Genomic DNA, 24,436 nt, shown 5'->3' on the forward strand with positions numbered 1-24,436 from the left:
AAGTTTGTCAGTGGAGGTATGAAGTGATGCAAGAATAAGTATAAAGGATGAAAAATGAAGCGCTTTCCCCGCACTATTTACGTCCGTTTACACGCAGAATGCATTTCACTGCTCCGATGTGTTGACCCTGCAAAAGGTAAAAGGTTAAAAAAAGGTTAACACCCTACCTCAGGTGTACTTTTTGAAACTTGATCACACATGGAGCATAAAATGAAAAAACTATCACTACTGAGCTTGGCACTCGCCTCTACGCTGAGCCTCACCAGTCATCTAAGTGTTGCCTCACAAACAACCGCTGTCACCCAACAGGCACAGGCGGCCCACAGTGTATTCCAAAGCAAAAAAGCCCTTGCCAAAAACATTGCCAAGAATTTAAAGCAGCTACAACCAACCCTACAACAACAACTAAGTGCGTACTCGTTGGCAGTGAGTGCCGATAAGTTAGTGCCTAAAGACGCTCAAAGCGAGTTTGATCTGCAACAGCATAATGCCCAAATTCGTTCGCTAAAGGGCCTACCTGAACAGGGCGACAACCTATTACAACTGCGCCTAGCGCATCGCAACATGCTTAATGACTGGCAGCAAGGCGAACCGGCGCTGGTCGCCTTTGCTCCCAAGGGCGATGACAAACACTGGGATGTGGTAGAAGCGTATGACCAACAAGGACAGCTGCATTTACTCGATGCCTACACGCTTCCTGATACACCGGTTTTCATCGTCGAGCTTGACGCCAAAAAGACCCTTACTGAGGGACTTGCGATAATGCGCTCGGTGCTGGCATCAACCCAACAACCGACGCTACAAAGTAAATACAGCACCCAAGACGAACAACCGTTATCCACCACAGTGCTTAAACAAATCCGTGTTAATGATGATGAAGAGCCTTGGATTTCAGGTGCCGCTGAAGTATACGCCATTGTCACGGGTGTGAGCCCGTCTCGCGATGAGCCAGTGCTAGACATTGTTGATATGCCCTACTTAGATCACGACGGCGAAAACTACTACCCAAACCAAGTGTTAATTCACTGGAATCGCTACCGTTGGCAAGCTGCGGATATCTTATTGATGGAGCAAGACGACAATACCAATTATAAAACTCTGGCGAGTAAACTATTAGAAGTCGCCACAGCAGTACTGCGCGCAATTCCGAATCCTGACGCTCAGGGCTATGCCATTATTCCTCAGCTAACAAATGAGATTTTACAAGCAATGCCTGATGCATGGTTCACTAATGATGACGACTATGTTGACGTGTATTACACCCTACGTGAAGGGCAAACATATCGTAACTATGCGGGCGCCAGCAACAACGCAAGGGTCACGCTGGAACCACTTACTATCGACCCAAGATAAAACACTATGGCGCTGCTTAGTGCAGCGCCTATCTCAAAAACTATCCACTTTATCGCGTTTGCTCGAATCTTCGCCTGTTACCGTTACAATAGCTAAAAAAGCAAACAGGACGTGGTCATGAAACCTCAACTTACTTTTCTAACTGCTGTGCTGGCAGGTGCACTGGCGACACCAGTGACCGCTAAGCAGGCGTTGCAATTTAACGATGTCTTCGATTTCAAGTATCCGCAACACACCGTTTTGGGCGAGCAAGGTCAGTACCTAGCCTTTAGTGCCGAACCTTATCGCGGCGACGCTCAGGGTCAGGTGTATAACCTAGATAACAATGAACTTATTGCCACGGTGGCACGCGGTACAGCGGCACAGATTAATAAAAACAGCCAATGGGTGGCATTCACCCAAGTCCCCACTCTCTTGAATAAAGAAACCACTGACAAAAAAGCGCGCAAGAAATTAAAAAACAACCTCGTCTTGGTCAATACCCAAACGGGTGCCCAGCAAGGTTTTGAGCAGGTGAAAGACTATCAACTCTCGGATGATGGTCGCTGGCTCGCCTATCGCCTCCACAGCAGCGACGATCAAGATGCTGATAACGAAAAAGAAAAAGCCGATGATGGCGATAACCTGCATATTAGCGCTGATAAAAAAGATAAAACCTATGACTTAGTCATTGTTGATCTAACTAGCAACGAGCAGACACGCCTTGATTCAGTGTTCACTTATGCTATCAGCCATACCAGTGCAGGTATCGTCTTCAATCAACACAGCAGTGATGGCAGTAACAACCAAGTCAGCTATTTTGACTTTGCCTCACAACGCACGGACTCACTGATAGATGAGCCAGGGGTGACCGTTAGCACCATTGAATGGCACCCAGTACAAAACCTTGTGGCCTTTAACGTCGGCAATTATGTCAATGATGATACGCGCCGCCGCGACTACCGTACGATGTTGTGGCATGGCCAGCAAAACACCTTAGAAACGCTGCCAAGTCAATGGCAAGCGGGCAAAAAAGGCACACTGAGTTGGTCGGAAGATGGCGCTCGCCTATACTTTACAACACGACCAGAGCTTGACGCCAAAGTGACCAAGAAAAAGTACCAAGACGCGCAGTCGTTGCGCGACTTCGACACCATAGTGGCTCAGGCGAATATTGAAGTATGGCACCACCAAGACCCGGAAATAAAACCGCGCGAAAAACAGCAATGGCAGAAAGAAAACAAGTATCGCCATTACCAAGCGGTATATCACCTTAATGGCAAGAAGGTGGTGCAACTGGCCGATGAGCAAGTGCCAAAGGTGCGGTTAAACAAAAAAGCAGATCACCTCATTGGTTACTCTAACCTGCCCTATTTGCACGAGATGACCTACAAAGGCTTTTATAATGACTACTATGCTATTGATGTTCTCAACGGCAGTAAACAAGTCATCGTCAAAGCCCATCCACATCGCCCGAGTTTGTCACCAACAGGGCAACATGCGGTGTACTTTAGTGACCAAGGGTGGCAGCTAAAAGATTTAGCCACTAATAAAGTGACTCCCCTTAGCAAAGCAGTGAATGCAGTATTTGCCGATGATAAGCATGATTACCCCTCCGAGGTAGACGGCTATGGTGTTGCGGGCTGGTATAAAGACGGCTCGAAGGTACTCATTAATTCTAAATACGATATTTGGGCCTTTGATGTTGAAAGTGGCGAAGCCCAAGTTTTAACGCAAGGGCAAGCTAAGCAGGTTCAGTATCGGGTGGTTAACCTAGACGATGATAAGCTTGGTTTTGATGACCAAGAGCAGCTTCTGCTACGCGCATTTAATGTGAATAGTAAGCAGACCCACATAGGTGCACTGGATTTAGCAAATAACACTGTGCGTACACTTTTGGCTGATGAAGCGCGCTTTGATGTAAAAATGAAGGCCAAACACGCTGATAAATACATTTTTACCAAGCAGAGTTATCACCAGTTTCCTGACTTTTGGCAGGCTGATGCCCAGCTAACAAATCCCCGCCAGATAACCAATCTGAACCCACAAATCAGTCAGTTTAAATGGGGGCACAAGCCAGAACTAGTTAGTTACAAAGGCTACGATGGCGAGGACTTACAAGGCGTGCTGATAAAACCTGCGGACTACGTAGAAGGTGAGCAAGTGCCTGTGGTTATCTACTTTTACCGCTATATGAGCCAGCGACGTTACGACTTCCCAAAAATGGAGCTTAACCATCGCCCTAACTTCCCGATGTTTACATCGAACGGTTACGCGGTGTTCTTGCCTGATATTCGCTTTGAGATTGGTAAACCTGGCCCCTCGTCCACTCAAACCATGATCAATGCCGCACAAAAGCTGATTGATATGGGCGTTGCAAAAAAAGATGCCATAGGCTTGCAAGGACACTCATGGGCCGGCTACCAAAGTGCCTTTATGGTAACGCAAACCGATATGTTTAAAGCAGTTGTCTCGGGGGCGCCGGTATCGAATATGACCTCGGCATACAGCGGTATCCGCCTAAAATCAGGATTAGCGCGTCAATTCCAATATGAAACGGGGCAAAGCCGTATTGGTAAGGCACTGTATGAAGATGTCGATGCCTACATTGACAACTCACCGGTGTTTTTTGCCGATAAAATAAACACTCCAATTATGATTATGTTTGGCAATGAGGATGGCGCCGTGCCTTGGCAAGAAGGGATTCAGTACTATTTAGCATTGCGCCGCGCCGGGAAAGAGGTGATTTTCCTTGAATATGATGGCGAGCCACATCACCTGAAACAGTTCCCCAATCAAGTGGACTTTTCTATTCGCATGATGCAGTACTTTAATCATCACCTAAAAGGTGAACCAGCGCCACAGTGGATGACGCAAGGTGTCCCTTTTATTGAGGAATAATTAACGCTATAACACAGCAATACATTTGCGTTATAAGCCAACCCAAGCGGGTTGGCTTTTTTTATGTGTGCTATTGCCCTTGTGTGGCTTTGGCGCGCTGCAACCCTGCGGTTAAAAAGACGCGGTAAGCGCGCTGCTCTAACCCTGGCTCGCTAGGTGAAAAGTGTGTTGGAAAGCTTGCGACTAGCTCTTCGACACTTTGCTCAGGATGTTTATTTACGTGCTCAACAATGGCTATTAACCACACTTTTGGGATATTCAAGCTCGCTTTGCTATGTGCATCACCATGTCCTGGCAGAACTTGAGTGATATCCAGAGCCGCCAAATCATCGAAAGCGCGCAACCACTGCGAGAAATTTGCGTCCCCTGGGTAGGGCTGTATGTCGACCATATCCGCACCGGCGAGAAGCGCCTCTTGCTCAATATATACCATCAGGTCGGCATCAGTATGCGCCGCGTAGGGCAATATGTTGAGCTCGTAATTACCTAAGTCCAATGTGGTCTTTTTATTTATTGCCAGCTGGGGTGATTGCAGCTCTAAATGCTGCCATTTATCTAAACGCGCTTTCGCTGCTGCTATTTTTTGCTGCCAAGGAAGCTGTTCTTGCTCGGGCAAGTTATTCATGCGGTGCTCGCTTAGAGCAATACTCTTGGCAAAACCATCTAAGCGTTCGTTGAGCTGGGCATGAGCGAGATGAAACTGATCATTGAGATGTTGGTGGACGATAAGTTTAGCGTCCGGGTAATGGCTTTGTAACAGTGCCATCCCCAATAAATGGTCATCATGAGGGTGAGAAACTAACAAATAGCACAGTGGCACTTTTAGCTGCTTGTCTAACTTGCTAATGAAGCGCTCAGTTTGCGAAAACTCCCCTGGCGCATCGATTAATAAGGCGCATTCATCGCCCTGGATAAGCACCTGATTTGAATCATAGTACTTTAGCTTTTCATGTTGTTGGATAAAGTCGACATGAGCACTGATGCTGTGCCATTGCTGGGCATGGCTTACGGTGGTGGTGAGGGCTAATAATAAAAACAGAAATTGGCGCATAGGCTTCCCTTGGGCGCGACTATGCGCCTTATGATGTTGTTTCTAAGGCTGATGTCAGTTTGGAGCACAGTTGGCTCTGCATTTGTTGCAGCTCAGTGAGCTGCGACTTCGCTTCTAATAACTCATGGCACAAGTTGAGTGCTGCCATAAGTAACGCTTTGTCATCATTTCGCACCGCTGAGCGCTGACGCATATGTTCAACGCTCTCATTGAGGTGCTGTGCCGCATCAAGTAACGCCTGCTCTTGCCCAGGGGGACAAGCAAACTGATGCTCCCTACCGAGCAAATTGACCTTGACGCTGTGTCCGTCGTTACTCATTAACCCGCCGCGCTAGCCGACTGCAGTTTTTCCAGTAGGCTCGTTAATGTACTACTGGTTTCTTTCTGCTTTTCTTCGCTTTCTAGCACTTCTAGCTGCAAAGTTTCGTTTTCGTCCATTAGCTTAGTATTGTTTTCACGTAAGGTGGTCACTTCTTGCTGTAATTCACTATTACGCTGAATCAATTTATCGACCAGTTGTTCGAGTTGGGAAAGGGTTTCTTGGTTCATAAAGGCGCTCTTTAAACTGTTGATTAGAATCTGCAAATGTAAAGCAATCTGCCCAGCGATGCTAGGGGGTGTAGCGTATTTCCTGTAAATTTTGCCAGTATTAACAGCGGGTTCATTTAAATCACCCAATATTCAGCAGCGGTTTATAGTAGCTGCTTATTAATCAATCACCCAAAGTACCCATCTAGCTCTGTTTATCTGGTGCAAATACAGTAAAATGGCTATAAGTTAAGTTTTAGGAGCCGTTATGCTCAGTTATCGCCATTCTTTTCATGCTGGCAACCCCGCCGATGTGGTGAAGCACCTAGTGCTAGCACAAACACTGCAGCACATGGTCAAAAAAGAGAAGCCCTTTGATTATATTGATACCCACTCGGGAGCCGGTTTTTTCGCCATCGACAATGCCGATATGCAGAAAACCCAAGAGTTCAATGATGGCATTGCTAAGCTATGGCAGTATCAAGGTGATGTAGATGCGCTTGCCGATTATGTAGCCCTGATTAAGGGTATGAACGAGTCCGCTCAGTTACGTCATTACCCGGGTTCACCTAAGGTGGCTGAACACTACTTACGTAAACAAGACAAAGGCTGGTTTTTTGAGCTGCACCCTCAAGACTTAAAATTACTGCAAAAAAATATGGCAGGTAAGCGCTCGTTACGAGTAAAAGATGAAAACGGCTTTAAAGGCTTGCTGGCACTGGTGCCGCCTCTTTCGCGCCGGGCATGTGTGTTAATGGACCCGCCTTATGAAGTAAAGAGTGACTACGACAAAGCAGTCGATACCTTTATAAAAGCACATCAACGCTTTAGTACGGGCACTTATTTGTTGTGGTACCCCGTGGTTGAGCGTTCCCGCATAGACCGCCTTGAGCAACGTTTTATTGACTCTGGTATTCGAAACATTCAATTGTTCGAGCTTGCCACCCAAGGCGATAGTGAAGAACGTGGCATGACCGCCTCAGGGATCATTGCCATCAACCCGCCTTACACGCTAAAAGCAACGATGCAACAGGTACTACCGGAGTTAGTGAAGGTGCTCAGCAAGCAAGACGGGTTTTATCGTTGCGAGCAACTGGTTGATGAATAACCTGAAACAACACTAACAACTTGATTTGTTGACCACTGAAATTGGATCTTGGTGAATCAGCACATCAACTTCACCACCGAACTCAGGGTGTTTTTGTTCGCTAAACGCCTCTTGAATAAGTACCGCTACTTCGTCCGCGACTTGGTGTGCCCTGATCAAAGGCATGTTGTCATCAAGTTCTAAATGAAGTTGCACAAAGCGTACTTTGCCGCCTTGGCGAGTACGCAAATCGTGCACACCTAAGACTTGCTCGTGGCTTTTGGCAACTGCCACTATCTGCGTTTTTTCTTCATCAGGCAGTTCTTTGTCCATTAAATGCGCCGCACTCTCGGTGCCTATTTGCCAAGCATTGTAAAGCAAGTAGGCAGCAACTAAGATGGCAAAAAATGGATCGGCACCGGCAATACCGTAGTAGGCCAACATCAGAGCAAGCAATACTGCTAAGTTCAGTAATAGATCACCCTTGTAGTGCAGTGAATCGGCTTTTATCGCCACCGACTCAGTACGCTTAATAGATTGATATTGCACATAGACAACGATTAAGGTGCAAAAAATAGCAAAAATACTCACCCACACACCCAACAATGTATGATTGACAGTGACAGGGTTAATAAAGCGCTCGATGGCATGAAAGGCTAATAAACAGCCACTGCCACTGATAAAAGCGGCTTGACCGAGACCAGCCAAAGCTTCCGCTTTACCATGACCAAAACGATGGTCGTCGTCAGCCGGTTTTAGGGCATAACTCAGAACAAAGAAGTTCATTAAGGTAGCGCTTATATCAAGCAGTGAGTCGGTCAATGACCCTAGCATAGCGGCAGAGCCTGATGCCAACCACGCCCACGCCTTAGTTGCAATCATCAAACTAACCATAGCCAACGTAATCAAGTTAGCGAAGCGCACCCAAAAGTTGTAACCTCTTGCTGGGGTTGACGCGCCTTGGTTGTTCATAAAATGCACCTAGAGTTATCGAATCTATGCGTCATTTTAACCATCTTTGGTATACTCACGCCACTGTATCGCGCTCAGCTCAGAAGACTTATGTTAGACATTGTTTTATTTCAACCCGAAATTCCCCCTAATACCGGTAATATTATTCGCTTGTGTGCCAACACCGGCTACCGCTTACACTTAATAGAACCATTGGGGTTTGAGTGGGATGACAAACGCATTAAACGGGCAGGCTTGGATTATCACGAGTTCTCTAATGTTCAGCGCCATCCGAGCTTAGAAGCTTATATCGACGCCTGTGCCCCAAAATGTATTTACGCATGTACCACCAAAGGTACGCGCTTTCATCATGAAGTCGCCTATCAACCAGGTGACGCGCTGTTGTTTGGCCCCGAAACACGCGGGCTGCCTAGCGAAGTTATCGCCTCTTTACCAGCAGAGCAACGGGTACGTATTCCCATGCAAGCAAACAGCCGCAGTATGAACCTATCGAATGCAGTCGCGGTATTTGTTTATGAATCCTGGCGCCAACTCGACTTTGAGGGCGCCTGCTAAACGCACCGATGCTACATTCTCTAACCAGCTATATAAGAACTAGATATTATGACACCAAGCCAAGCACTGATTCGCCAACTCGTTCAACTAGCCCTTGATGAAGACTTAAATGGTCTCAGCCCAAGTGAAGGAGATATTACCGCACAGCTGATCCCTGAGCAGCAGCAGGCTAATGCCGATGTTATCACCCGAGAGGAAGCCATTTTTTGTGGCCAAGAGTTGGTAAAAGAAGTTTTTGCTCAAGTAGACCCCAGTGTCGAACTCACTTTTTTCGTCGCCGATGGGGATAAAGTGCTACCCGAGCAGCGCCTATTTAACGCCAAAGGCAGCGCCCGGGCTATTTTGACCGCCGAGCGCACGGCACTTAACTTCGTACAAACGTTAAGTGCAACGGCCACAGCAGCTTATACTTATAGCCAAGTCTTGGCCAATTCCAACACTAAATTACTAGATACTCGTAAAACTATTCCAGGTTTACGAGCACTGCAAAAATACGCAGTCAAATGTGGCGGCGGAGTGAACCACCGTATCGGTTTATTTGATGCATTCTTAATTAAAGAGAACCATATCGCGGCCTGTGGCAGTATTGCTGCGGCGGTTTCCCAAGCCAAGCACAATCACGCGGATAAGCCTGTAGAAGTTGAAGTTGAGAGTCTCGATGAGTTGCAACAAGCGCTCAGTGCTGGCGCGGACATTATCATGCTTGATAACTTTTCTTTAGCGGATGTAAATACAGCCGTTAAACTAACTAACAAATCAGCCAAGCTTGAAGTGTCGGGCAATATCACTTTGGCAACTTTGCAACAGTACGCTAACGTTGGTGTAGACTACGTATCCAGTGGCGCCTTGACTAAACACATTGAAGCTGTTGATTTATCAATGCGTTTTCAACAACTATAGTGACTTTGCAAAATATTCAAGTAGAATAGCTGAATTCGGTATAGATGTTAGCAGTTGTTAAAAAAAGTGCTACACAAAGCCAAAATGCCGTGATAGCATCTAGTTTTAAAGAATGAGATTTATACTTAGGTAGTAATACTTTGTTATAAATCAACGAAACTGTAATAAAAGAAATCTACACTCAAGGAACGGTGTCTCAGTTAGTTGAATTCAACAATTGGACTATACTTCCTAAGATATCTGAACCTGTAGGTTTTGACATTGCTAGGCGCTTGTTGCCCCACGTAGTACAAGCAACTAGTCGACCAATTGCCGAATCAACGATTTAGCAACACTGGTTACCTTAACTTTGCCCAACAATCCTTTAGGAGAGGAACATGGAAAAAATGACTCAAAACAAACAACAGGGTTTCACCCTGATTGAATTAATGATCGTTGTTGCGATCATCGGTATTTTGGCAGCAGTAGCGCTTCCAGCTTATTCTGATTATCAAGCTTCTTCTAAATTGACAGCTGGTTTATCAGAAATTTCAGGTGCAAAAACTGAAGTAGAAATCAAAGCTAACGCTGGTGAAACCATTGCAGACGTAGCTGCTCTTGACAGCATCCGTAACGATACCACCGAAAACTGCGCAATCACTGCATCACTAGATGCGACTGGTGTTGCTACTATCGTTTGTACAATCCAAAACGCTCCTTCTCAAGTAAGTGGTGCTACTGTAACACTTAGCCGAGCTACTGACGGAGAGTGGACTTGTGCAACAGCTGGTGCATCTGATCAAGATCTTGCACCAAAGAGTTGCCCACAACCATAAGGCTTTATAAATACGCTTAAAGCTTGATTAAATATAGAGACTGAAAGGTTTTACCTTTCAGTCTTCATTACTTCTTTTGAAACTGATACATTTGTAACATTTCAACACCCCTGCCATAAGTGCATATTTCACAACATGAAAATAAACTCTCCATTAGCAAGGCGCCTAGCAAGTCTGGGGGTTATTCAACCTGAGAAGCTTTCATCCCTGTCAATTGAGCAAGGGTCTTCTTTAGCTGAGACTATCTGCAAAGCTGCTGGCATTAAACCTGACGACTTGCAGACAAAAGCCAGCCAAATGTTCCATGTCTCGCAATTTGACTTAGCGTCCTATGATTACAGCCTACTGCCGGACAAAGAGTATTTAAACGAAAAGCTAATACGTAAGCACAAGCTGTTTCCTATCGGCGTGAAAGGTAAAACGCTTTATATAGCAACCTCAGATCCCACAGACTTTAGTGCATTTGAAGACTATGAATTCAATACGGGAATGCAAACCGAAGCGGTTGTCGCACGCTATGATCATATCGACAAAGCAATAGACAGTCTTTTCGATAGTACGTCAGGGCTCGGCCTCACTGACAATGATATGGAAGAGCTTGAGGGGGTAGATTCTGGTGATGGCAATAAGAAGGATTTAGCTACTGATGTAAACTCCAAAGAAGACGACGCCCCCATTATCGTTTATATCAATAAAATTTTAATGGATGCGATTAAGCGCGGTGCTTCCGATTTACACTTTGAGCCTTATGAAAAACGTTACCGCATCCGTTTTCGTGTTGATGGCGTGCTTCATGAAATAGCTTCCCCCCCTATCAATCTTGAAAGCCGCATTGCAGCACGTATCAAGGTTATGTCGCATATGGACTTAGCGGAGAAGCGAAAACCTCAAGATGGCCGTATAAAGTTAAAAATAAACGCCAAAAAAAGTATCGATTTCCGAGTGAGTACCCTCCCCACCCTTTGGGGTGAGAAAATCGTAATGCGTATTCTTGATAGTTCCAGTGCAATGCTTGGCATTGATGTGCTTGGCTATGAGCCTGAGCAAAAACAGCTTTATTTGGATGCACTTGCACAGCCTCAGGGAATGATTTTAGTTACCGGTCCGACAGGTTCAGGTAAAACCGTATCACTTTATACCGGTCTCAATATTCTTAATACCACTGAGCGCAATATTAGTACTGCCGAAGACCCCGTTGAAATAAACCTTGAGGGGATTAACCAGGTTCAAATCAGCGCTAAATCTGATATGACCTTTGCCAATGCTTTGCGTGCGTTTTTGCGTCAAGACCCTGACATTGTTATGGTGGGTGAGATTCGAGACTTAGAAACAGCTGAAATATCTATCAAAGCGGCGCAAACAGGCCACTTAGTACTATCGACACTACACACCAACTCAGCACCAGAAACCCTGACTCGTTTGATGAATATGGGTGTACCGTCATACAATATTGCCAGTTCAGTGAGCTTGATTATCGCCCAGCGTCTAGCACGTCGGTTATGCAAGCATTGCAAAGAGCCAGAGCAATTACCTCAAGAAGAACTAATAAAGCAGGGCTTTACGCAAGAACAGCTAAGTGATTTAACTGTCTACAAACCTGTGGGCTGTGATGAATGTACTGAAGGCTACAAAGGCCGAGTTGGTATTTATGAGGTGATGCCCATCACCCCTAAAATTGCTGAAATTATTATGCGTGGCGGTAACTCATTAGAAATAGCAGAAGTCGCGGCTCAAGAGGGTGTAAACAATCTTAGAAAGTCAGGGTTACAAAAAGTTGCTCAAGGTGTAACCAGCTTGGTCGAAGTCAACCGTGTAACCAACATGTAAAACGGTAATATAAATCAGCAGTAACCTTTACTTAAACCCTGTGTTAAAATTAAGTAATCAACAGAGCTTGTGAGAAAATAATGGCAAAACAACAACAAGCAAACCAATTGGACACGTTCCAGTGGGTGGGTGTGAGCACTCGTGGTAAAAAGCTTGAAGGCGAACTAACCGGCACCAGCATTGCCCTCGTAAAAGCCCAATTGCGCAAGCAAGGGATAACACCATCCAAAGTCAAACGTAAGCCTAAGCCTTTATTAGGGCTATCAGGTGAGAGGCGCATTACACCCAAAGATATCGCGATGTTTACTCGGCAATTAGCCACCATGCTGCTTGCTGGTGTGTCGCTCGTTCAAGCCATAGACATGATTGCCGAGGGGTCTGAAAATAAAAGCGTTAAAAACCTCCTGCGCAATATAGGCGAAGAAGTAAAGGCCGGTCAGCCTCTAAGCGATGCACTAAAGAAGCATCCAAAGTATTTTGATGATTTGTATTGTGACTTAGTTGCTTCTGGTGAGCAGTCAGGTGCGTTAGATAGAATATTTGATCGTGTCGCTCTATACAAAGAAAAAGCAGAAGCCCTCAAATCAAAGATAAAAAAAGCGATGTTTTACCCGGTAGCCGTCATGGTCGTTGCCGTAATAGTTACATCTATATTGTTGATTTTTGTGGTACCGCAATTCGAAAGTATTTTTGCAGGATTTGGAGCTGAGTTACCCGCATTCACACAGTTTGTTATCGATATTTCTGAATTTTTACAAAAATATTGGTGGGTCGGGCTGCTTATCATCATCGGCGGTGGCTATGCCTTTAAACAGGCTCATCAAAAGAATAAAAACCTACGAGACAATGTTGATAAGCTCATTTTAAAACTGCCTATTATAGGCATGATTTTGAATAAGGCCGCCGTAGCACGTTATGCCCGGACATTATCGACTACTTTTGCCGCAGGTGTACCTTTAGTAGATGCATTGGATTCTGCAGCGGGCGCCTCAGGTAATGCGGTTTATCGCGATGCAATTTTAGATATTAAAGCTGAAGTCAGCTCTGGTAACCCGATGAACTGGGCAATGCGAAACTCTAATATATTCCCTGACATGGTGATTCAAATGGTCGCTATCGGTGAAGAGTCTGGTGCTCTTGATGATATGCTCGCTAAAGTGGCCACCATATACGAACAAGAGGTAGATGATGCTGTTGACGGTCTATCCAGTCTACTTGAGCCTCTTATAATGGTCGTATTAGGGACACTTATTGGTGGATTAATCGTTGCGATGTACTTACCTATATTCCAACTAGGGTCTGTCTTATAAGATGTTTTCAGAAGTACTCGAATTAATGAAAAGCGAGCCGTGGTTTTTTATAACCACGGTTCTTTTTGTATCCTTAGCTGTAGGTAGCTTCCTCAATGTGGTTATTTACCGCATTCCAAAAATGATGCAAAATCAATGGCAGTCAGAATGTCGCTTACTACTTGCCGATGAATTAGTATCAAAGGGTGAACAAAACCAATCAGCATCCGCTCCTTTTAACCTTCTAACGCCAGCTTCGACCTGTCCGAAATGCAATAACAAAATCAAGCCCTGGCACAATATCCCCTTGCTTAGTTGGCTATTTTTAAAAGGCCAATGCGCATACTGCCAGGCGCCTATCTCTATTCGCTATCCAGCTATAGAGCTCATCACTGCTGTTTTAAGTTTAGTTGTCGCGCTTACCTTTGGCCCCACTCAACTAACCGTGCTTTACATCATTATCACCTGGGTGTTGGTGGCACTGACATTCATAGACATAGACCATATGCTGTTGCCAGATCAGCTGACGTTACCGCTGTTATGGCTAGCTTTATTAGCAAGTGTTGCAGGGATCACCATAGAACCGAGTGCAGCACTAATTGGCGCTGCCGCAGGCTACCTTAGCTTATGGAGCGTTTATTGGCTGTTCAAATTGCTGACCGGTAAAGAAGGGATGGGCTATGGTGACTTTAAACTATTGGCGGTATTTGGTGCCTTATTAGGTTGGCAAGCATTACTGATGATCATACTACTGTCTAGCATTGTGGGTGCCGTAATTGGTATTACCTTACTCTCTATTCAAGGCAAAGATAAGGCAACCCCGATTCCGTTTGGCCCTTATATTGCCATTGCTGGCTGGATAGCCATGCTTTGGGGAGAGCAAATCCAAGGCGCTTATTTCGGCGCTATTTTGGGTTAAAGCAACGATGTGGACGCTTGGTCTAACCGGGGGGATAGGCTCTGGTAAATCAACCGTTAGCGCCTTGTTTCAGCAGCTCGGCATCACGGTTGTCGATGCCGATGTTGTCGCTCGCCAGGTCGTACAGCCAGGCACTAACGGATTAGCCGCCATCGTTAGCCGTCATGGCCGTTCGCTGTTGTTGAGTGATGGTAGCCTTAATCGCGCTAAGCTACGCGACATCATTTTTGCAGACGAAAGCGAAAAGCAGTGGTTAAATGCGCTTTTGCATCCACTTATCCGCACTGAGATGTTCACCCAACTGGAACAGGCACAAAGTGCCTATGCAATCCTTGAAGCGCCACTACTTTTTGAAAACAGCCTTGATAAGTATTGTCAGCGCACTTTATTGATCGATGTGCCTGAAACTGTACAAATAAGTCGCACTTGCGCTCGAGACAATATCACTGAGCAACAAGCACAAGCTATCTTAAAGGCACAAATGTCACGCCAAGATAAAGTTGCAAAGGCCAACGATATTATCTCTAATGCTGGGGTAATCGCTGACCTCAGTGCCAAGGTGTCTCTGTACCACCAAAACTATTTGCATCTTGCCAATTTGCATTCCTGCTAAGATCGATAACACTTAATGTTACAGCTTGTAATGGCTTAAATCATTGAGCTTGCTATACATTATTGTTATTAACTTGGTTGCGGGACCTATGAATATTAACTCACCTTTGATTCGTAAATTTATTACCTTAGGACGTATCGATAGCGACACGGTAAAGACGCACCAAGAGCAAAGCCGCTGCGCAGCAGAGACCATAATCCGCAGCAGCAACATGAGTAATCAAGAACTGTTGGCACAGTGTGTTGAACTCTTTCGCACTCCGTATATTGATTTAAGCTCCTTTGACCCCAGAAGCATAGATAAGCACTTGCTGAATGAGCAGTTGATTCGTCGTCATCATATGCTGCCCATTTCTGCCAAGGGTAACAAGCTATTTCTCGCCGCCTCAGATCCTACTGACTACGGTGCTTTTGAAAATTACGAGTTTAGTACCGGGCTTCAATGTGAAGTGGTGCTGGCTGATTATCGGCAAATAGATAACCTCATCGAGCAGCTGTTCGATGCCACCCACACACTGAAGCTATCGCAAGAGGACAGCGACGAACTCAGCCACCTCGCCAAACAAGACTATGATAATCATCATCCGGAACAGGGTAATGAGGATGATGACGCCCCAATCATTGTCTATATCAATAAGATTCTCCGTGATGCCATACGCCGAGGTGCTTCTGATTTACACTTTGAGCCCTATGATGGCGACTACCGCATACGCTTTCGTATTGATGGGGTGTTACATGAGATGGCCAATCCACCTTATGCGCTGTCCACTCGCCTTGCAGCCCGCATCAAAGTAATGTCTAAACTAGATATTTCGGAAAAGCGCAAACCCCAAGATGGCCGCATTAAGCTTACGATTTCGCCGCGTAATAGCATTGATTTTCGGGTCAGTACGTTGCCAACTATGTGGGGGGAAAAAATTGTTATGCGGGTGCTTGATTCCTCCAATGCCACTTTAGGAATTGACGCGCTCGGTTATGAGGAAGAGCAAAAGCAACTATATCTGCACGCACTGCAACAACCTCAAGGCATGATTCTTGTCACCGGCCCCACTGGCTCCGGAAAGACTGTCTCTCTTTACTCAGGCTTAAGCATTTTAAATACACCTGAGCGGAATATCTCTACAGCCGAAGATCCGGTCGAAATTAACGTTAAGGGCATAAATCAAGTACAAATAAACCCTAAAGCTGAGCTTACGTTCGCTAACGCTCTTCGCGCCTTCTTACGTCAAGACCCTGATGTAGTAATGGTGGGCGAAATAAGGGACTTAGAAACGGCTGAAGTCGCCATCAAAGCCGCACAGACCGGACATTTGGTGCTCTCCACCCTGCACACCAACTCCGCACCTGAGACTATCACACGACTTTTAAACATGGGCGTACCGGCGTACAACGTGGCTAGCTCGGTGTCGCTGATCATCGCTCAACGCTTAGCACGCCGCCTTTGCAAATACTGTAAAGAGCCAGAGCAGCTCCCAACGGAAGAACTTATTAAGCAAGGGTTTGATGCTAACTCTGTGGCACAAGTAAAATTGTATCAAGCAAAAGGTTGCGACCAGTGTACTGACGGGTACAAAGGCCGGGTGGGCATTTATGAAGTATTAGAAGTTTCAGCGGATATTGCCAAAGTGATTGTTTCTGGTGGTAGCTCGATAGATATAGCCGAAACAGCCAAGGAAGCAGGCTGTGCGACATTGCGTCAATCGGGGCTACGTAAAGCTGCAGAGGGCATTACCTCACTATCTGAGATTAACCGTGTTACGCGACTGTAGGTTGTACTTATAGGCCTTTTAAAGCGCCCTGCTCTCAGTTACACTGCCGCCATGAAAGTTTCACAGCCCAAAATACTATGCCTACCATTGTAAAATGCCCAACTTGCGAAAAGCAGGTGACCTGGTCCGCACAAAGCCCCTATCGCCCGTTTTGTAGTAAACGTTGTCAGCTGATTGATCTAGGCGAGTGGTCTAGTGAAAACAACAAAATCTCTACTGCAATGAATGGTGACAGCGAAGGCGTCGATAAGGCTGAATTCATAGAAGAAATTGAAGCCATGCTAGCGCAAAATGATGATTCGTTTTTTAAAGACTAACGGCTGGGTTAGCTTGAGGTTTTAATATTCACCAAGTCAAAATCAGCCAATTCAGGTACAATCTGCTGGAGTTTTGATTCTGTTTTATCAAGCGCATTCAGACATCTGCAATATTCAACAGATTTTTGTTCAAGCTGCTGCGCTTTTTTCTGTAACGACTTATCGATTTCCGCTGTGATGATCTCCATGCGCTGACCCATATCGTTAATGCGCTCTTCGATATTTCCCTCTCGAGATTGGAATGCGTCGCCCAGTGACACCAGTATAGCTCCTAAAGAGCCTTGGATTGCGGTGTGAATTTTCTTCGATACTTCTTGGGCAAAAAAGTCATCTAGTTTGGATAGCGATTGCGGCGCAATAAAGAAAAAGTCGTCTCCACGCTTAAACTTATCGCGTAACGCTCGTTCTACATACTGTAACTGTGTTTTAAGGATTTCCGGCTCTTTGTCAGATAGGCCCGTGACCACATCCTCAATGGCACTTAGCCCAATATTAACGCCATCGGTGGCGAGGTCTACTAACTCTGGAACAGTATCGCGGATCATCATGCTATATTGATGCAGCACCGCTGTCTCTTGCTCGTCCAGTTCAATCCACTGCCCACGCACAACCAACTGCTGGTCTTGGTTTATTTGCACACGGGTTTGGTTGTTATCAACGATGCGAATAATATCGTCAGTGATAATAAGCCCATGGGTTAGCTCCACGTCACAATGAGTCTGGGCATGTACGTTGTGTACACCCACTATGGATAACATGACAGACAGACCCAACCAACGCAGTGACATAGCAACTCCCAAATAAGCTGCGCTAAGATTATCAAAGAGTGACCATGAAGCAAATAGGCAAATTTTTTGTTAGCCCTGCGCTTCATAAGTAAAACAGCGAGGAACTACCGCTTGTTCAACATGTTAAGGTGACTCAAGGTAAAAAGGGTTGGCCAACATAATATGTCGGCGTGACGCTAACGACAGCGTCTCTAGGTTGGCTGAGAAGTAGCGTGTAAATAGCGCATCAAACTCACCGCGCTGAATAAGCACATCCAACCCCTGTCGAAGGTGTGCCGCTAACTCAGGCCGATTCTTAGAGACAAAGAAGTAAAATGCACTCGGGTAATTAAGCACAACGTGATCAACAATTTGTAGCTGCATCTGCTGATGGGCTTGTAGTTCATCAACCACTTCAATCACGGAGCGAGGAAAATAATCGACCCGCTGCTGCGCTGTTAAGCGAAACATCGTTTGATAATTTGCTACGGCTTTTACCGGTAAATTGTTAGCGGCGAGTATGTTGGTATCTGGCCAATCATGACCTTGCACAGCGCTGAACTGGCGTAGCTGCGATACTGACTCTACGGCGCTGAGTGCCCTTGCCAGTTTCGGGTGCGCAAGCAGTACTCGCTGACCAATGCGCCCTTTAAATAGCGGTACCTTAACCGCAATAGCTAACTTTTCTCGTGCTGGGCTAGTCATACTCCAGTGCACATCGACGCGCTCACCATCAAGCATATACAAAATACGCTGTTGATGCGGATGCACATCAACGTAACTGATAGTATATGGCTTATCACTGATTGCTAATGCGCTTTGTAATAGCGCTTGTAAGTAATAATCACGGGGATACAGAGGCCGCATCTCTTGGGCAACACGAACTTTTTGCTGAGCGTAAACAGGGACACAGAGCATAAGAGAAAACAACAGTGCCCTTGTTAATAATCCCTCAACCATCATTCACCTCCTCAGCTCTGCGCTCAAACTACCGCCCATATTGACACAGTGCAACACAGAACTAATGTGATTTTATTCATGTAATGACAGCGGTGAAAGCGAGTCCAGTGGCTCAGGGTGTATACGAAACAACGGTGCGGCGGGCCCGCGTCGCTGGCAGCAAAAGAGGTGGCTCCCCTTGTGACGTTTAGCCTCTTTTTTTGCATCGGTCGCTAATGTCGCAACTTGGTGACTATTATCGCAGCTACGTGTATCTGGTGTGACTAACCCCACGGCCAAAGCCAATAATGGCACGAACTGACGCTGCCCTTCACGATTACAGCTCCAATAACCTTGCGCTGCGATATGCTCAGGGCTAAAAAAGCGCCGAACCTGAGTATCAAAATCAGCAATCACAGCCTGGCAGGTAGCACTGGCATCCTCACCATCAAATACAACCATAAAGTCATCACCGCCAATATGGCCAATAAAGCAGGGAACGGCTTGGCAATGACTGCGGATAATATCGGCCAATAATTTAATCACGCTATCGCCGCTGGCATAGCCATATAAATCATTGAATTGTTTGAAATGGTTCAAATCAAAGTAAGCAATGGAAAAGGCACGGTTGCTGCGCAAACGGTGCTCAATCGCATCATTAATGGCGATATTGCCGGGTAACATGGTCAGTGGGTTAGCGTGCTGAGCATGACGTACTTTTTCTTCGGTCATGTGCTTGAGAATTTGCCGCAGATGCACAACACCTAAATACTTATTACCTCGAGTAACGATGATATAGCGACGGATATCAAAATCATTGTCGGTAATTTGCCGGCTCACTCTATCAAGCTGTTCATTTTCATCAACCACGAGTGGCTCGGCGTCCATCAACGACGCTATCGGCTTTTTGTCATATAAAGCATGACCATAGGGTGAAGCAAACACTTCTGTTAACTGCTCTTTGTATAGCAAGCCAACGGGCTGGTGATACTGATCAATAACAACCAGTGAAAACAGCGCCTTATCGTTATCAAAAATACGCTGCGCCTCTCGACACAAAGTGTATTGGCAGATAGCTTGTTGCTCTATCGCTAACCATCCCACCGCCAGCGATGGCTCAACAAAGTGCTGATGGTGAGTGTGCCCTAAATTTTGAAAGCGTTGCGCCTCAAATTGCTGGCTAGGCTCTGCACTCGGGCGTTCGAATAAATATCCCTGTACAGTATGTAGTTCGAGTGTTCGTAACAACTGAAACTCTTCTTCTCGCTCTATTCCCTCGGCGACTACCCGAGTATGTGTGGCTTTTGCTAGCTCCGTTATAGACTTTAAAAACTCTTTTTTCACCGGACTTTGATCGCAATGATCTATAAAGTAGCGGTCTATTTTGACAATATCGGGCTGTATTTCTGACCATTGTTTAAGCCCTGAATACCCCGCCCCTAAATCATCAATAGCGATGAGAAAACCAAGCTGACGGTAATGTGCAACCGCTTTGCGTAACTGCTCGGTATTATCCACTTTATCTTGCTCGGTGAGCTCGATGACTACTTGCTGCGCACCGAGGCCGTATTCGCGCAGTAGCTGCAGGGTTTGCCCTTTAGGGTGAGCCGGATCCGATAACGTGTTGGGGCTGACATTAAGAAACAACTTGCCAGCTAATTGCTGCTCGGCGAATGAAGCTATGGCCGTTTCTCGACACAGTAGCTCTAATTCGGAAAGGCGATGGTGGGCTACAGCACAGCTAAATAGTGCGTCGGGTCTGTGCAAAAAGCTATCTTCAGGCCCCCTACTGAGTGCTTCATAGCCAATTATCGCTTCCTGATAGAAGTCAAAAATAGGTTGAAAAACGCAGGTAACTTGACGCTTTTCAATAATTTCGGCTAATTCTGCTATTAATTCGGCACTCACAGCTTTGTACACCCAATATTAAAATGGTGGCAAAGCCTAGCAAGGGATTATGACAGCGTCATGAATTGACTACTTTCTCTGCAATTGCTGCTGAACGATATTGAAATGGGCTTGCGCTTTGAGTGCATGTCGACGCGCCGACACAGTATTAACTGCGCCAGTTTGCGACTCTCTCACTATAGCTCTAATTAGCAGCGGAAGAACTGTCGCCTCCTTAATATGATAGCAAATCGGTGCCTCAAAGTTGGGTAAAGCATCGCCATTGCGGTATTGCTCACTCAGCTCTGCATACGTTAATTGCACGGAGCTATCAAAGCCTTGATATAAGCTTTGTAGGTACGCGTCACACTCGGGAAAGCGCAGTCTTAGATCTGGGATTTGCGCATACATAGCAACGGCTAGGGCTGTACTTATATGCTCGAGCTTTGGTGCTCGTCCTTGCAAGCGTAACTCACTGAGGAGTCGCTCACTCATGCCTAGGTACACTTGGGCTGCTGAGTTCGAATCAGCAGTTGGCTGTGGCTTGCCGACGCTATCACCGCAAGCACTTATTGTTAGCAAAGCTAAGACCAGTAAAAACAACTTCATAAGACTGGGCCTGTATAACAGCTGTGACAGCGAGCTACATTCATTGTCACAACCAGGGAACTGGATATATAAAAAATGCCGCATTAAAGCGGCATTTTCAACGTTTTGACCTTTATTCTCTAAGGCATAGGATCGAGATCAGCGCCCTCTTTCTCTACTTCTACGGGGATCAAGTCCTCTTTACTAACTCCAAGGAATACCGCCACAGAGCTGGCAACATAGACCGACGAGTAAGTACCGATGAATACACCAAAGAGTAATGCCGTAGCGAAACCATGGATAGTTTGGCCACCCCACACGAACAAGGCTATCAATACCAAAATAGTGGTAATTGAAGTAACCAAGGTTCGATTCAATGTCTGTGTAAGGGAAAGATCGATAATTTCCAAGGTGTCGTCAATACGTACTTTACGGAAGTTCTCACGGATACGGTCTGAAACAACGATAGTATCGTTAAGTGAATAACCGATGACCGCAAGAATCGCCGCCAAGATAGTTAAATCAAACTCCAAGCCCAATAGTGAAAACAGGCCCATAGTCAAAATAACATCGTGGAACAAGGCAAATACCGCACCTAGGGCGAAACGCCACTCAAAACGTAAGGCAACATAAAGCAAAATACAGATCAAAGCAGTCAGCATCGCTAAGCCACCCTGCTCTTTCAAATCTTCACCTACGCTGGGACCAACAAACTCGATACGGCGCATCTGCGCCTGTGCATCGGCCTGTTTTAAGGCTGCCATAACCTGGTTACCAATGACCTCAGCTTTCACTCCCTCTCCTTGTGGAGGAAGACGCACAAGTACGTCTTTACTGGAGCCAAACAGTTGTACAGAGGCATCAGCGAAGCCATTCTCTGCGAGTACTTTTCGTACTTGGGAGAGCTCAGCAGGCTGTGAAAAGCCCACTTCTACAGCTGTACCACCGGTAAAATCTAACCCAAAATTAAGGCCTTTAACCACGAAAGACGCCAGCGCGGCAATAATCAATAAAATTGAAAAGCCCATCGCTACTTTGCGAGCTTTCATGAATGGTAAAGTACCTTTCACTTTTAATAATTGCATGCTTCGCTCCTATATCGATAGCTTTTCAATGCGCTTACCACCAACAACTAAGTTGATAACCGCACGGGTACCAACAATGGCAGTAAACATTGAAGTTAAGATACCTATTGCCAAGGTTACCGCGAAGCCAGCGATTGGTCCGGTTCCCACTGCAAACAGAATAATCGCTGCGATTAAGGTGGTAATATTGGCATCAAAAATCGTACTGAAAGCACTGTCGTAACCGAAATGGATGGCCTGCTGTGGACTGCGTCCATCAGCCAATTCTTCACGGATACGCTCGAAAATAAGTACGTTTGCGTCCACCGCCATACCAACCGTTAAGACGATACCAGCAATACCAGGTAAGGTCAGCGCAGCACCTGGGATCATCGACATCACTCCGACAATCATCACCAAGTTAGCACCCAAGGCTAGGTTAGCAACCAAGCCGAAACCTTTGTAATAAAGCAGCATAAAGGCTAAAACAAACGCGAAACCAAGCACCACGGCGGTCATACCCGCTTCAATATTTTCTTGGCCTAAGCTTGGACCCACGGTGCGCTCTTCTACGATTTGAATCGGTGCAACGAGGGCACCTGCACGTAGCAGTAAGCTCAAGTTATGTGCTTCAGCAGGGTTATCTAGACCGGTAATGCGGAAGCTACGTCCTAATCGTGCTTGAATCGTCGCTACGTTAATTACTTCTTCCACTTTGATAGGCGGAAGCGGCTTTCCGTTTTCGTCTACTTCGCCGGAAGGCTTGTATTCAATAAACACGGTCGCCATCGGTTTACCTATGGCACGCTTGGTAAAGGCATCCATCTTGGCACCGCCTTTAGAATCCAGCTTAATATTAACCTGCGGACGCTGATATTCATCCATACCAGATTGTGCACCGGTAATATGGCTACCTTCCAGAATGACCCGCTTTTTCAGTACCACAGGACGGCCTTCGCGGCTCATGATCATTTCAGTACCAGGCGGTGTCCGCCCTTGCATCGCCAACCCTGGGTCAGCATCTTGGTCAACCTCACGAAACTCTAGGGTTGCTGTAGCACCTAAGATTTCTTTTGCACGCGCGGTGTCTTGTACACCGGGTAATTGCACGATAATGCGCTCTGCGCCTTGACGTTGAACATTAGGTTCAGCAACACCGATTTGGTTAATCCGGTTACGAATAATGGTTTCGTTTTGCTTGATCGCATAATCACGCAGCTCTTTAATACGCTGCTCGCTCATAGAGGCAATAAAGCCGTTGTCGTTGTTGCTGTCATCAACAAACAAGTAACCCGGATAGCGGTCTTGTAAGAAGCGCTCTGCAGCGTCTTTGTCTTGCTCACTGCGCATCACCACTTGCACGCCATCGCTCCCCGCTACGCGGCGGATAGTGCGATAACGCAGTTTTTCTTCGCGTAAGTCTGAGCGGAAATCCTGCTCCATCTGGTTCAGGGCGTTATCCATCGCCGTCACCATGTCAACTTCCATGGTGAAATGCACACCACCACTTAAGTCAAGACCGAGCTTCATTGGGTTACCACCAATGGCTTTTAACCATTGTGGTTGAGCTGGCGCCATGTTGATGGCAGAGATGTAATCTTCACTTAAGTTGTCGCGCAAAATGTCCTGAGCTTTAAGTTGTTGTTCGACATTTTTGAAGCGGACCAGGATCTGGCCATCGGCGAGTTTGCTCGACTTGGTTTCAATTTTATTATCAGTCAGGATTTTATTTACTGTATCTAGCGCACTGAGATCGGCGTCGGTTCCCTTTGTTCCGGTAACCTGAATGGCCGGATCGCGGCCATAGATGTTCGGGGTGGCATAAAGCACCCCGACTGCCAATACAACAAGTACGAGTAAATATTTCCATAAGGGAAACTTATTTAACACGTATCTTTCCTTTTTGGTTTATAGCGACTTCATTGTGCCTTTGGGTAGTACTGCGCTAATCGCAGACTTCTGCACTGTTACTTCAGTTTGGTCGTTCAGCGAGATAAGCACAAAGTCTTTATCTTCAGACACCTTAGTGATCTTACCAACCATGCCGCCTTGAGTAAGCACTTCATCACCTTTGGCTAAAGCGCTCATTAGGTTTTTGTGCTCTTTTACTCGCTTAGCTTGCGGGCGGTAGATAAGAAAGTAAAAAACCAAACCGAAAATGGCCAGCATAATTAGCATTTCATAGCCACCACCAGCTGGTGCGGCGCCCGCTGTGCTTGCATGTGCGTTTGCAATAAATAAACTCATCAGGTAATCCCCTTAAGTACTTAACTATTAATTTTAGTGTTGTAAATTACAGGCAAGCCCGCACAAGGCG

General features: G+C 46.0%; 23 protein-coding genes. 12 read left to right on the forward strand and 11 right to left on the reverse strand.

The features are described 5' to 3' along the window. Positions 1-210 precede the first annotated feature (210 nt). Together MHM95_RS13300 and MHM95_RS13305 are read left to right on the forward strand one after the other, a co-directional pair. A complete protein-coding gene (locus MHM95_RS13300) occupies positions 211-1,353 on the forward strand; it encodes a DUF3103 family protein (RefSeq protein ID WP_235419544.1) in 1,143 nt (380 codons plus the stop codon). 117 nt (positions 1,354-1,470) lie between these two features. Then, a complete protein-coding gene (locus MHM95_RS13305) occupies positions 1,471-4,233 on the forward strand; it encodes a prolyl oligopeptidase family serine peptidase (RefSeq protein ID WP_239385524.1) in 2,763 nt (920 codons plus the stop codon). Positions 4,234-4,303: 70 nt separating this feature from the next. Here the strand turns inward: MHM95_RS13305 and MHM95_RS13310 are convergent, their stop codons facing one another. From MHM95_RS13310 to zapB, 3 genes are read right to left on the reverse strand one after another with little or no spacing between them, the layout of a single operon-like run. Then, positions 4,304-5,284 carry an MBL fold metallo-hydrolase gene (locus MHM95_RS13310; protein WP_239385525.1) on the reverse strand — a complete coding sequence of 327 codons (981 nt, stop codon included), beginning with the start codon at positions 5,282-5,284 and terminating at the stop codon, positions 4,304-4,306. Positions 5,285-5,312: 28 nt separating this feature from the next. Further along, positions 5,313-5,603, reverse strand: coding sequence for a cell division protein ZapA (locus MHM95_RS13315; protein WP_235419541.1), 291 nt, complete (start codon positions 5,601-5,603; stop codon positions 5,313-5,315). Continuing rightward, positions 5,603-5,833: a cell division protein ZapB gene (gene zapB / locus MHM95_RS13320; RefSeq protein WP_045979239.1), complete on the reverse strand. Its 231-nt coding sequence runs from the start codon at positions 5,831-5,833 to the stop codon at positions 5,603-5,605. Before zapB ends, MHM95_RS13315 begins: the two co-directional genes overlap by 1 nt. 247 nt (positions 5,834-6,080) lie before the next feature. On the opposite strand from zapB, the gene rlmJ reads away from it, so the two are divergent. Beyond that, positions 6,081-6,920 (forward strand): 23S rRNA (adenine(2030)-N(6))-methyltransferase RlmJ, encoded by an 840-nt coding sequence (gene rlmJ / locus MHM95_RS13325; protein WP_239385526.1) that lies wholly within the window; start codon positions 6,081-6,083, stop codon positions 6,918-6,920. Between the two features lie 12 nt (positions 6,921-6,932). On the opposite strand, the gene MHM95_RS13330 is transcribed toward rlmJ, so the two are convergent. Beyond that, entirely contained in the window at positions 6,933-7,871 is a 939-nt protein-coding gene (locus MHM95_RS13330; protein ID WP_179954346.1) for a cation diffusion facilitator family transporter, read from the reverse strand. A 90-nt stretch (positions 7,872-7,961) separates the two neighbouring features. Here MHM95_RS13330 and trmL point away from each other — a divergent pair, with 90 nt between their 5' ends. The 9 genes from trmL to yacG all read left to right on the forward strand — a co-directional run bounded on the left by trmL (position 7,962) and on the right by yacG (position 16,874). Beyond that, positions 7,962-8,426: a tRNA (uridine(34)/cytosine(34)/5-carboxymethylaminomethyluridine(34)-2'-O)-methyltransferase TrmL gene (trmL, locus tag MHM95_RS13335; RefSeq protein WP_239385527.1), complete on the forward strand. Its 465-nt coding sequence runs from the start codon at positions 7,962-7,964 to the stop codon at positions 8,424-8,426. 48 nt (positions 8,427-8,474) lie between these two features. Further along, complete coding sequence (gene nadC, locus MHM95_RS13340) at positions 8,475-9,326, forward strand: carboxylating nicotinate-nucleotide diphosphorylase (protein ID WP_239385528.1); 852 nt, start codon at positions 8,475-8,477, stop codon at positions 9,324-9,326. Between the two features lie 377 nt (positions 9,327-9,703). Continuing rightward, positions 9,704-10,141: a pilin gene (locus MHM95_RS13345; RefSeq protein ID WP_053909803.1), complete on the forward strand. Its 438-nt coding sequence runs from the start codon at positions 9,704-9,706 to the stop codon at positions 10,139-10,141. Positions 10,142-10,276: 135 nt separating this feature from the next. Next, positions 10,277-11,968, forward strand: a complete 1,692-nt coding sequence (gene pilB / locus MHM95_RS13350) for a type IV-A pilus assembly ATPase PilB (RefSeq protein WP_022945430.1) — start codon at positions 10,277-10,279, stop codon at positions 11,966-11,968. Between the two features lie 80 nt (positions 11,969-12,048). Further along, positions 12,049-13,278, forward strand: coding sequence for a type II secretion system F family protein (locus MHM95_RS13355; protein WP_022945429.1), 1,230 nt, complete (start codon positions 12,049-12,051; stop codon positions 13,276-13,278). 1 nt (position 13,279) lies between these two features. Beyond that, the gene (locus MHM95_RS13360; RefSeq protein WP_275442003.1) at positions 13,280-14,176 is read left to right on the forward strand and encodes an A24 family peptidase; all 897 of its coding nucleotides are present in this window, start codon (positions 13,280-13,282) and stop codon (positions 14,174-14,176) included. A gap of 7 nt (positions 14,177-14,183) precedes the next feature. Continuing rightward, a complete protein-coding gene (coaE, locus tag MHM95_RS13365) occupies positions 14,184-14,789 on the forward strand; it encodes a dephospho-CoA kinase (protein WP_239385529.1) in 606 nt (201 codons plus the stop codon). A gap of 88 nt (positions 14,790-14,877) precedes the next feature. Continuing rightward, positions 14,878-16,557: a type IV-A pilus assembly ATPase PilB gene (gene pilB, locus MHM95_RS13370; RefSeq protein WP_239385530.1), complete on the forward strand. Its 1,680-nt coding sequence runs from the start codon at positions 14,878-14,880 to the stop codon at positions 16,555-16,557. A 77-nt stretch (positions 16,558-16,634) separates the two neighbouring features. After that, positions 16,635-16,874: a DNA gyrase inhibitor YacG gene (yacG, locus tag MHM95_RS13375; RefSeq protein WP_022945425.1), complete on the forward strand. Its 240-nt coding sequence runs from the start codon at positions 16,635-16,637 to the stop codon at positions 16,872-16,874. An 8-nt stretch (positions 16,875-16,882) separates the two neighbouring features. Here yacG and MHM95_RS13380 read toward each other — a convergent pair whose 3' ends face one another. The 7 genes from MHM95_RS13380 to yajC all read right to left on the reverse strand — a co-directional run bounded on the left by MHM95_RS13380 (position 16,883) and on the right by yajC (position 24,366). Then, positions 16,883-17,656: a YggN family protein gene (locus tag MHM95_RS13380; RefSeq protein ID WP_239385649.1), complete on the reverse strand. Its 774-nt coding sequence runs from the start codon at positions 17,654-17,656 to the stop codon at positions 16,883-16,885. A gap of 129 nt (positions 17,657-17,785) precedes the next feature. Next, on the reverse strand, positions 17,786-18,601 hold the full coding sequence (locus tag MHM95_RS13385) for a transporter substrate-binding domain-containing protein (protein ID WP_239385531.1): 816 nt from the start codon (positions 18,599-18,601) through the stop codon (positions 17,786-17,788). A gap of 72 nt (positions 18,602-18,673) precedes the next feature. Continuing rightward, positions 18,674-20,488, reverse strand: a complete 1,815-nt coding sequence (locus MHM95_RS13390) for a bifunctional diguanylate cyclase/phosphodiesterase (protein ID WP_239385532.1) — start codon at positions 20,486-20,488, stop codon at positions 18,674-18,676. A gap of 69 nt (positions 20,489-20,557) precedes the next feature. After that, positions 20,558-21,076, reverse strand: a complete 519-nt coding sequence (locus MHM95_RS13395) for a hypothetical protein (protein WP_239385533.1) — start codon at positions 21,074-21,076, stop codon at positions 20,558-20,560. A gap of 119 nt (positions 21,077-21,195) precedes the next feature. After that, complete coding sequence (gene secF / locus MHM95_RS13400) at positions 21,196-22,140, reverse strand: protein translocase subunit SecF (protein ID WP_022945420.1); 945 nt, start codon at positions 22,138-22,140, stop codon at positions 21,196-21,198. Between the two features lie 9 nt (positions 22,141-22,149). After that, a complete protein-coding gene (gene secD, locus MHM95_RS13405; protein WP_045979228.1) occupies positions 22,150-24,009 on the reverse strand; it encodes a protein translocase subunit SecD in 1,860 nt (619 codons plus the stop codon). Between the two features lie 18 nt (positions 24,010-24,027). Continuing rightward, the gene (gene yajC, locus MHM95_RS13410; protein ID WP_045979227.1) at positions 24,028-24,366 is read right to left on the reverse strand and encodes a preprotein translocase subunit YajC; all 339 of its coding nucleotides are present in this window, start codon (positions 24,364-24,366) and stop codon (positions 24,028-24,030) included. Between the last annotated feature and the right edge of the window lie 70 nt (positions 24,367-24,436).

Origin of the sequence: Pseudoalteromonas sp. CnMc7-15 (assembly GCF_022347925.1) — a bacterium.
In the GTDB taxonomy this organism is placed as follows: domain Bacteria; phylum Pseudomonadota; class Gammaproteobacteria; order Enterobacterales; family Alteromonadaceae; genus Pseudoalteromonas; species Pseudoalteromonas ruthenica.

Coding starts and splice junctions, on each gene's coding strand:
- MHM95_RS13385 (WP_239385531.1), bottom strand. CDS start 18,601: ATGGTTGAGGGATTATTAACAAGGGCACTGTTGTTTTCTCTTATGCTC.
- pilB (WP_239385530.1), top strand. CDS start 14,878: ATGAATATTAACTCACCTTTGATTCGTAAATTTATTACCTTAGGACGT.
- pilB (WP_022945430.1), top strand. CDS start 10,277: ATGAAAATAAACTCTCCATTAGCAAGGCGCCTAGCAAGTCTGGGGGTT.
- trmL (WP_239385527.1), top strand. CDS start 7,962: ATGTTAGACATTGTTTTATTTCAACCCGAAATTCCCCCTAATACCGGT.
- MHM95_RS13300 (WP_235419544.1), top strand. CDS start 211: ATGAAAAAACTATCACTACTGAGCTTGGCACTCGCCTCTACGCTGAGC.
- MHM95_RS13345 (WP_053909803.1), top strand. CDS start 9,704: ATGGAAAAAATGACTCAAAACAAACAACAGGGTTTCACCCTGATTGAA.
- MHM95_RS13310 (WP_239385525.1), bottom strand. CDS start 5,284: ATGCGCCAATTTCTGTTTTTATTATTAGCCCTCACCACCACCGTAAGC.
- MHM95_RS13360 (WP_275442003.1), top strand. CDS start 13,280: ATGTTTTCAGAAGTACTCGAATTAATGAAAAGCGAGCCGTGGTTTTTT.
- yacG (WP_022945425.1), top strand. CDS start 16,635: ATGCCTACCATTGTAAAATGCCCAACTTGCGAAAAGCAGGTGACCTGG.
- MHM95_RS13395 (WP_239385533.1), bottom strand. CDS start 21,076: ATGAAGTTGTTTTTACTGGTCTTAGCTTTGCTAACAATAAGTGCTTGC.
- MHM95_RS13305 (WP_239385524.1), top strand. CDS start 1,471: ATGAAACCTCAACTTACTTTTCTAACTGCTGTGCTGGCAGGTGCACTG.
- MHM95_RS13355 (WP_022945429.1), top strand. CDS start 12,049: ATGGCAAAACAACAACAAGCAAACCAATTGGACACGTTCCAGTGGGTG.
- zapB (WP_045979239.1), bottom strand. CDS start 5,833: ATGAACCAAGAAACCCTTTCCCAACTCGAACAACTGGTCGATAAATTG.
- yajC (WP_045979227.1), bottom strand. CDS start 24,366: ATGAGTTTATTTATTGCAAACGCACATGCAAGCACAGCGGGCGCCGCA.
- coaE (WP_239385529.1), top strand. CDS start 14,184: ATGTGGACGCTTGGTCTAACCGGGGGGATAGGCTCTGGTAAATCAACC.
- nadC (WP_239385528.1), top strand. CDS start 8,475: ATGACACCAAGCCAAGCACTGATTCGCCAACTCGTTCAACTAGCCCTT.
- secF (WP_022945420.1), bottom strand. CDS start 22,140: ATGCAATTATTAAAAGTGAAAGGTACTTTACCATTCATGAAAGCTCGC.
- MHM95_RS13315 (WP_235419541.1), bottom strand. CDS start 5,603: ATGAGTAACGACGGACACAGCGTCAAGGTCAATTTGCTCGGTAGGGAG.
- MHM95_RS13330 (WP_179954346.1), bottom strand. CDS start 7,871: ATGAACAACCAAGGCGCGTCAACCCCAGCAAGAGGTTACAACTTTTGG.
- rlmJ (WP_239385526.1), top strand. CDS start 6,081: ATGCTCAGTTATCGCCATTCTTTTCATGCTGGCAACCCCGCCGATGTG.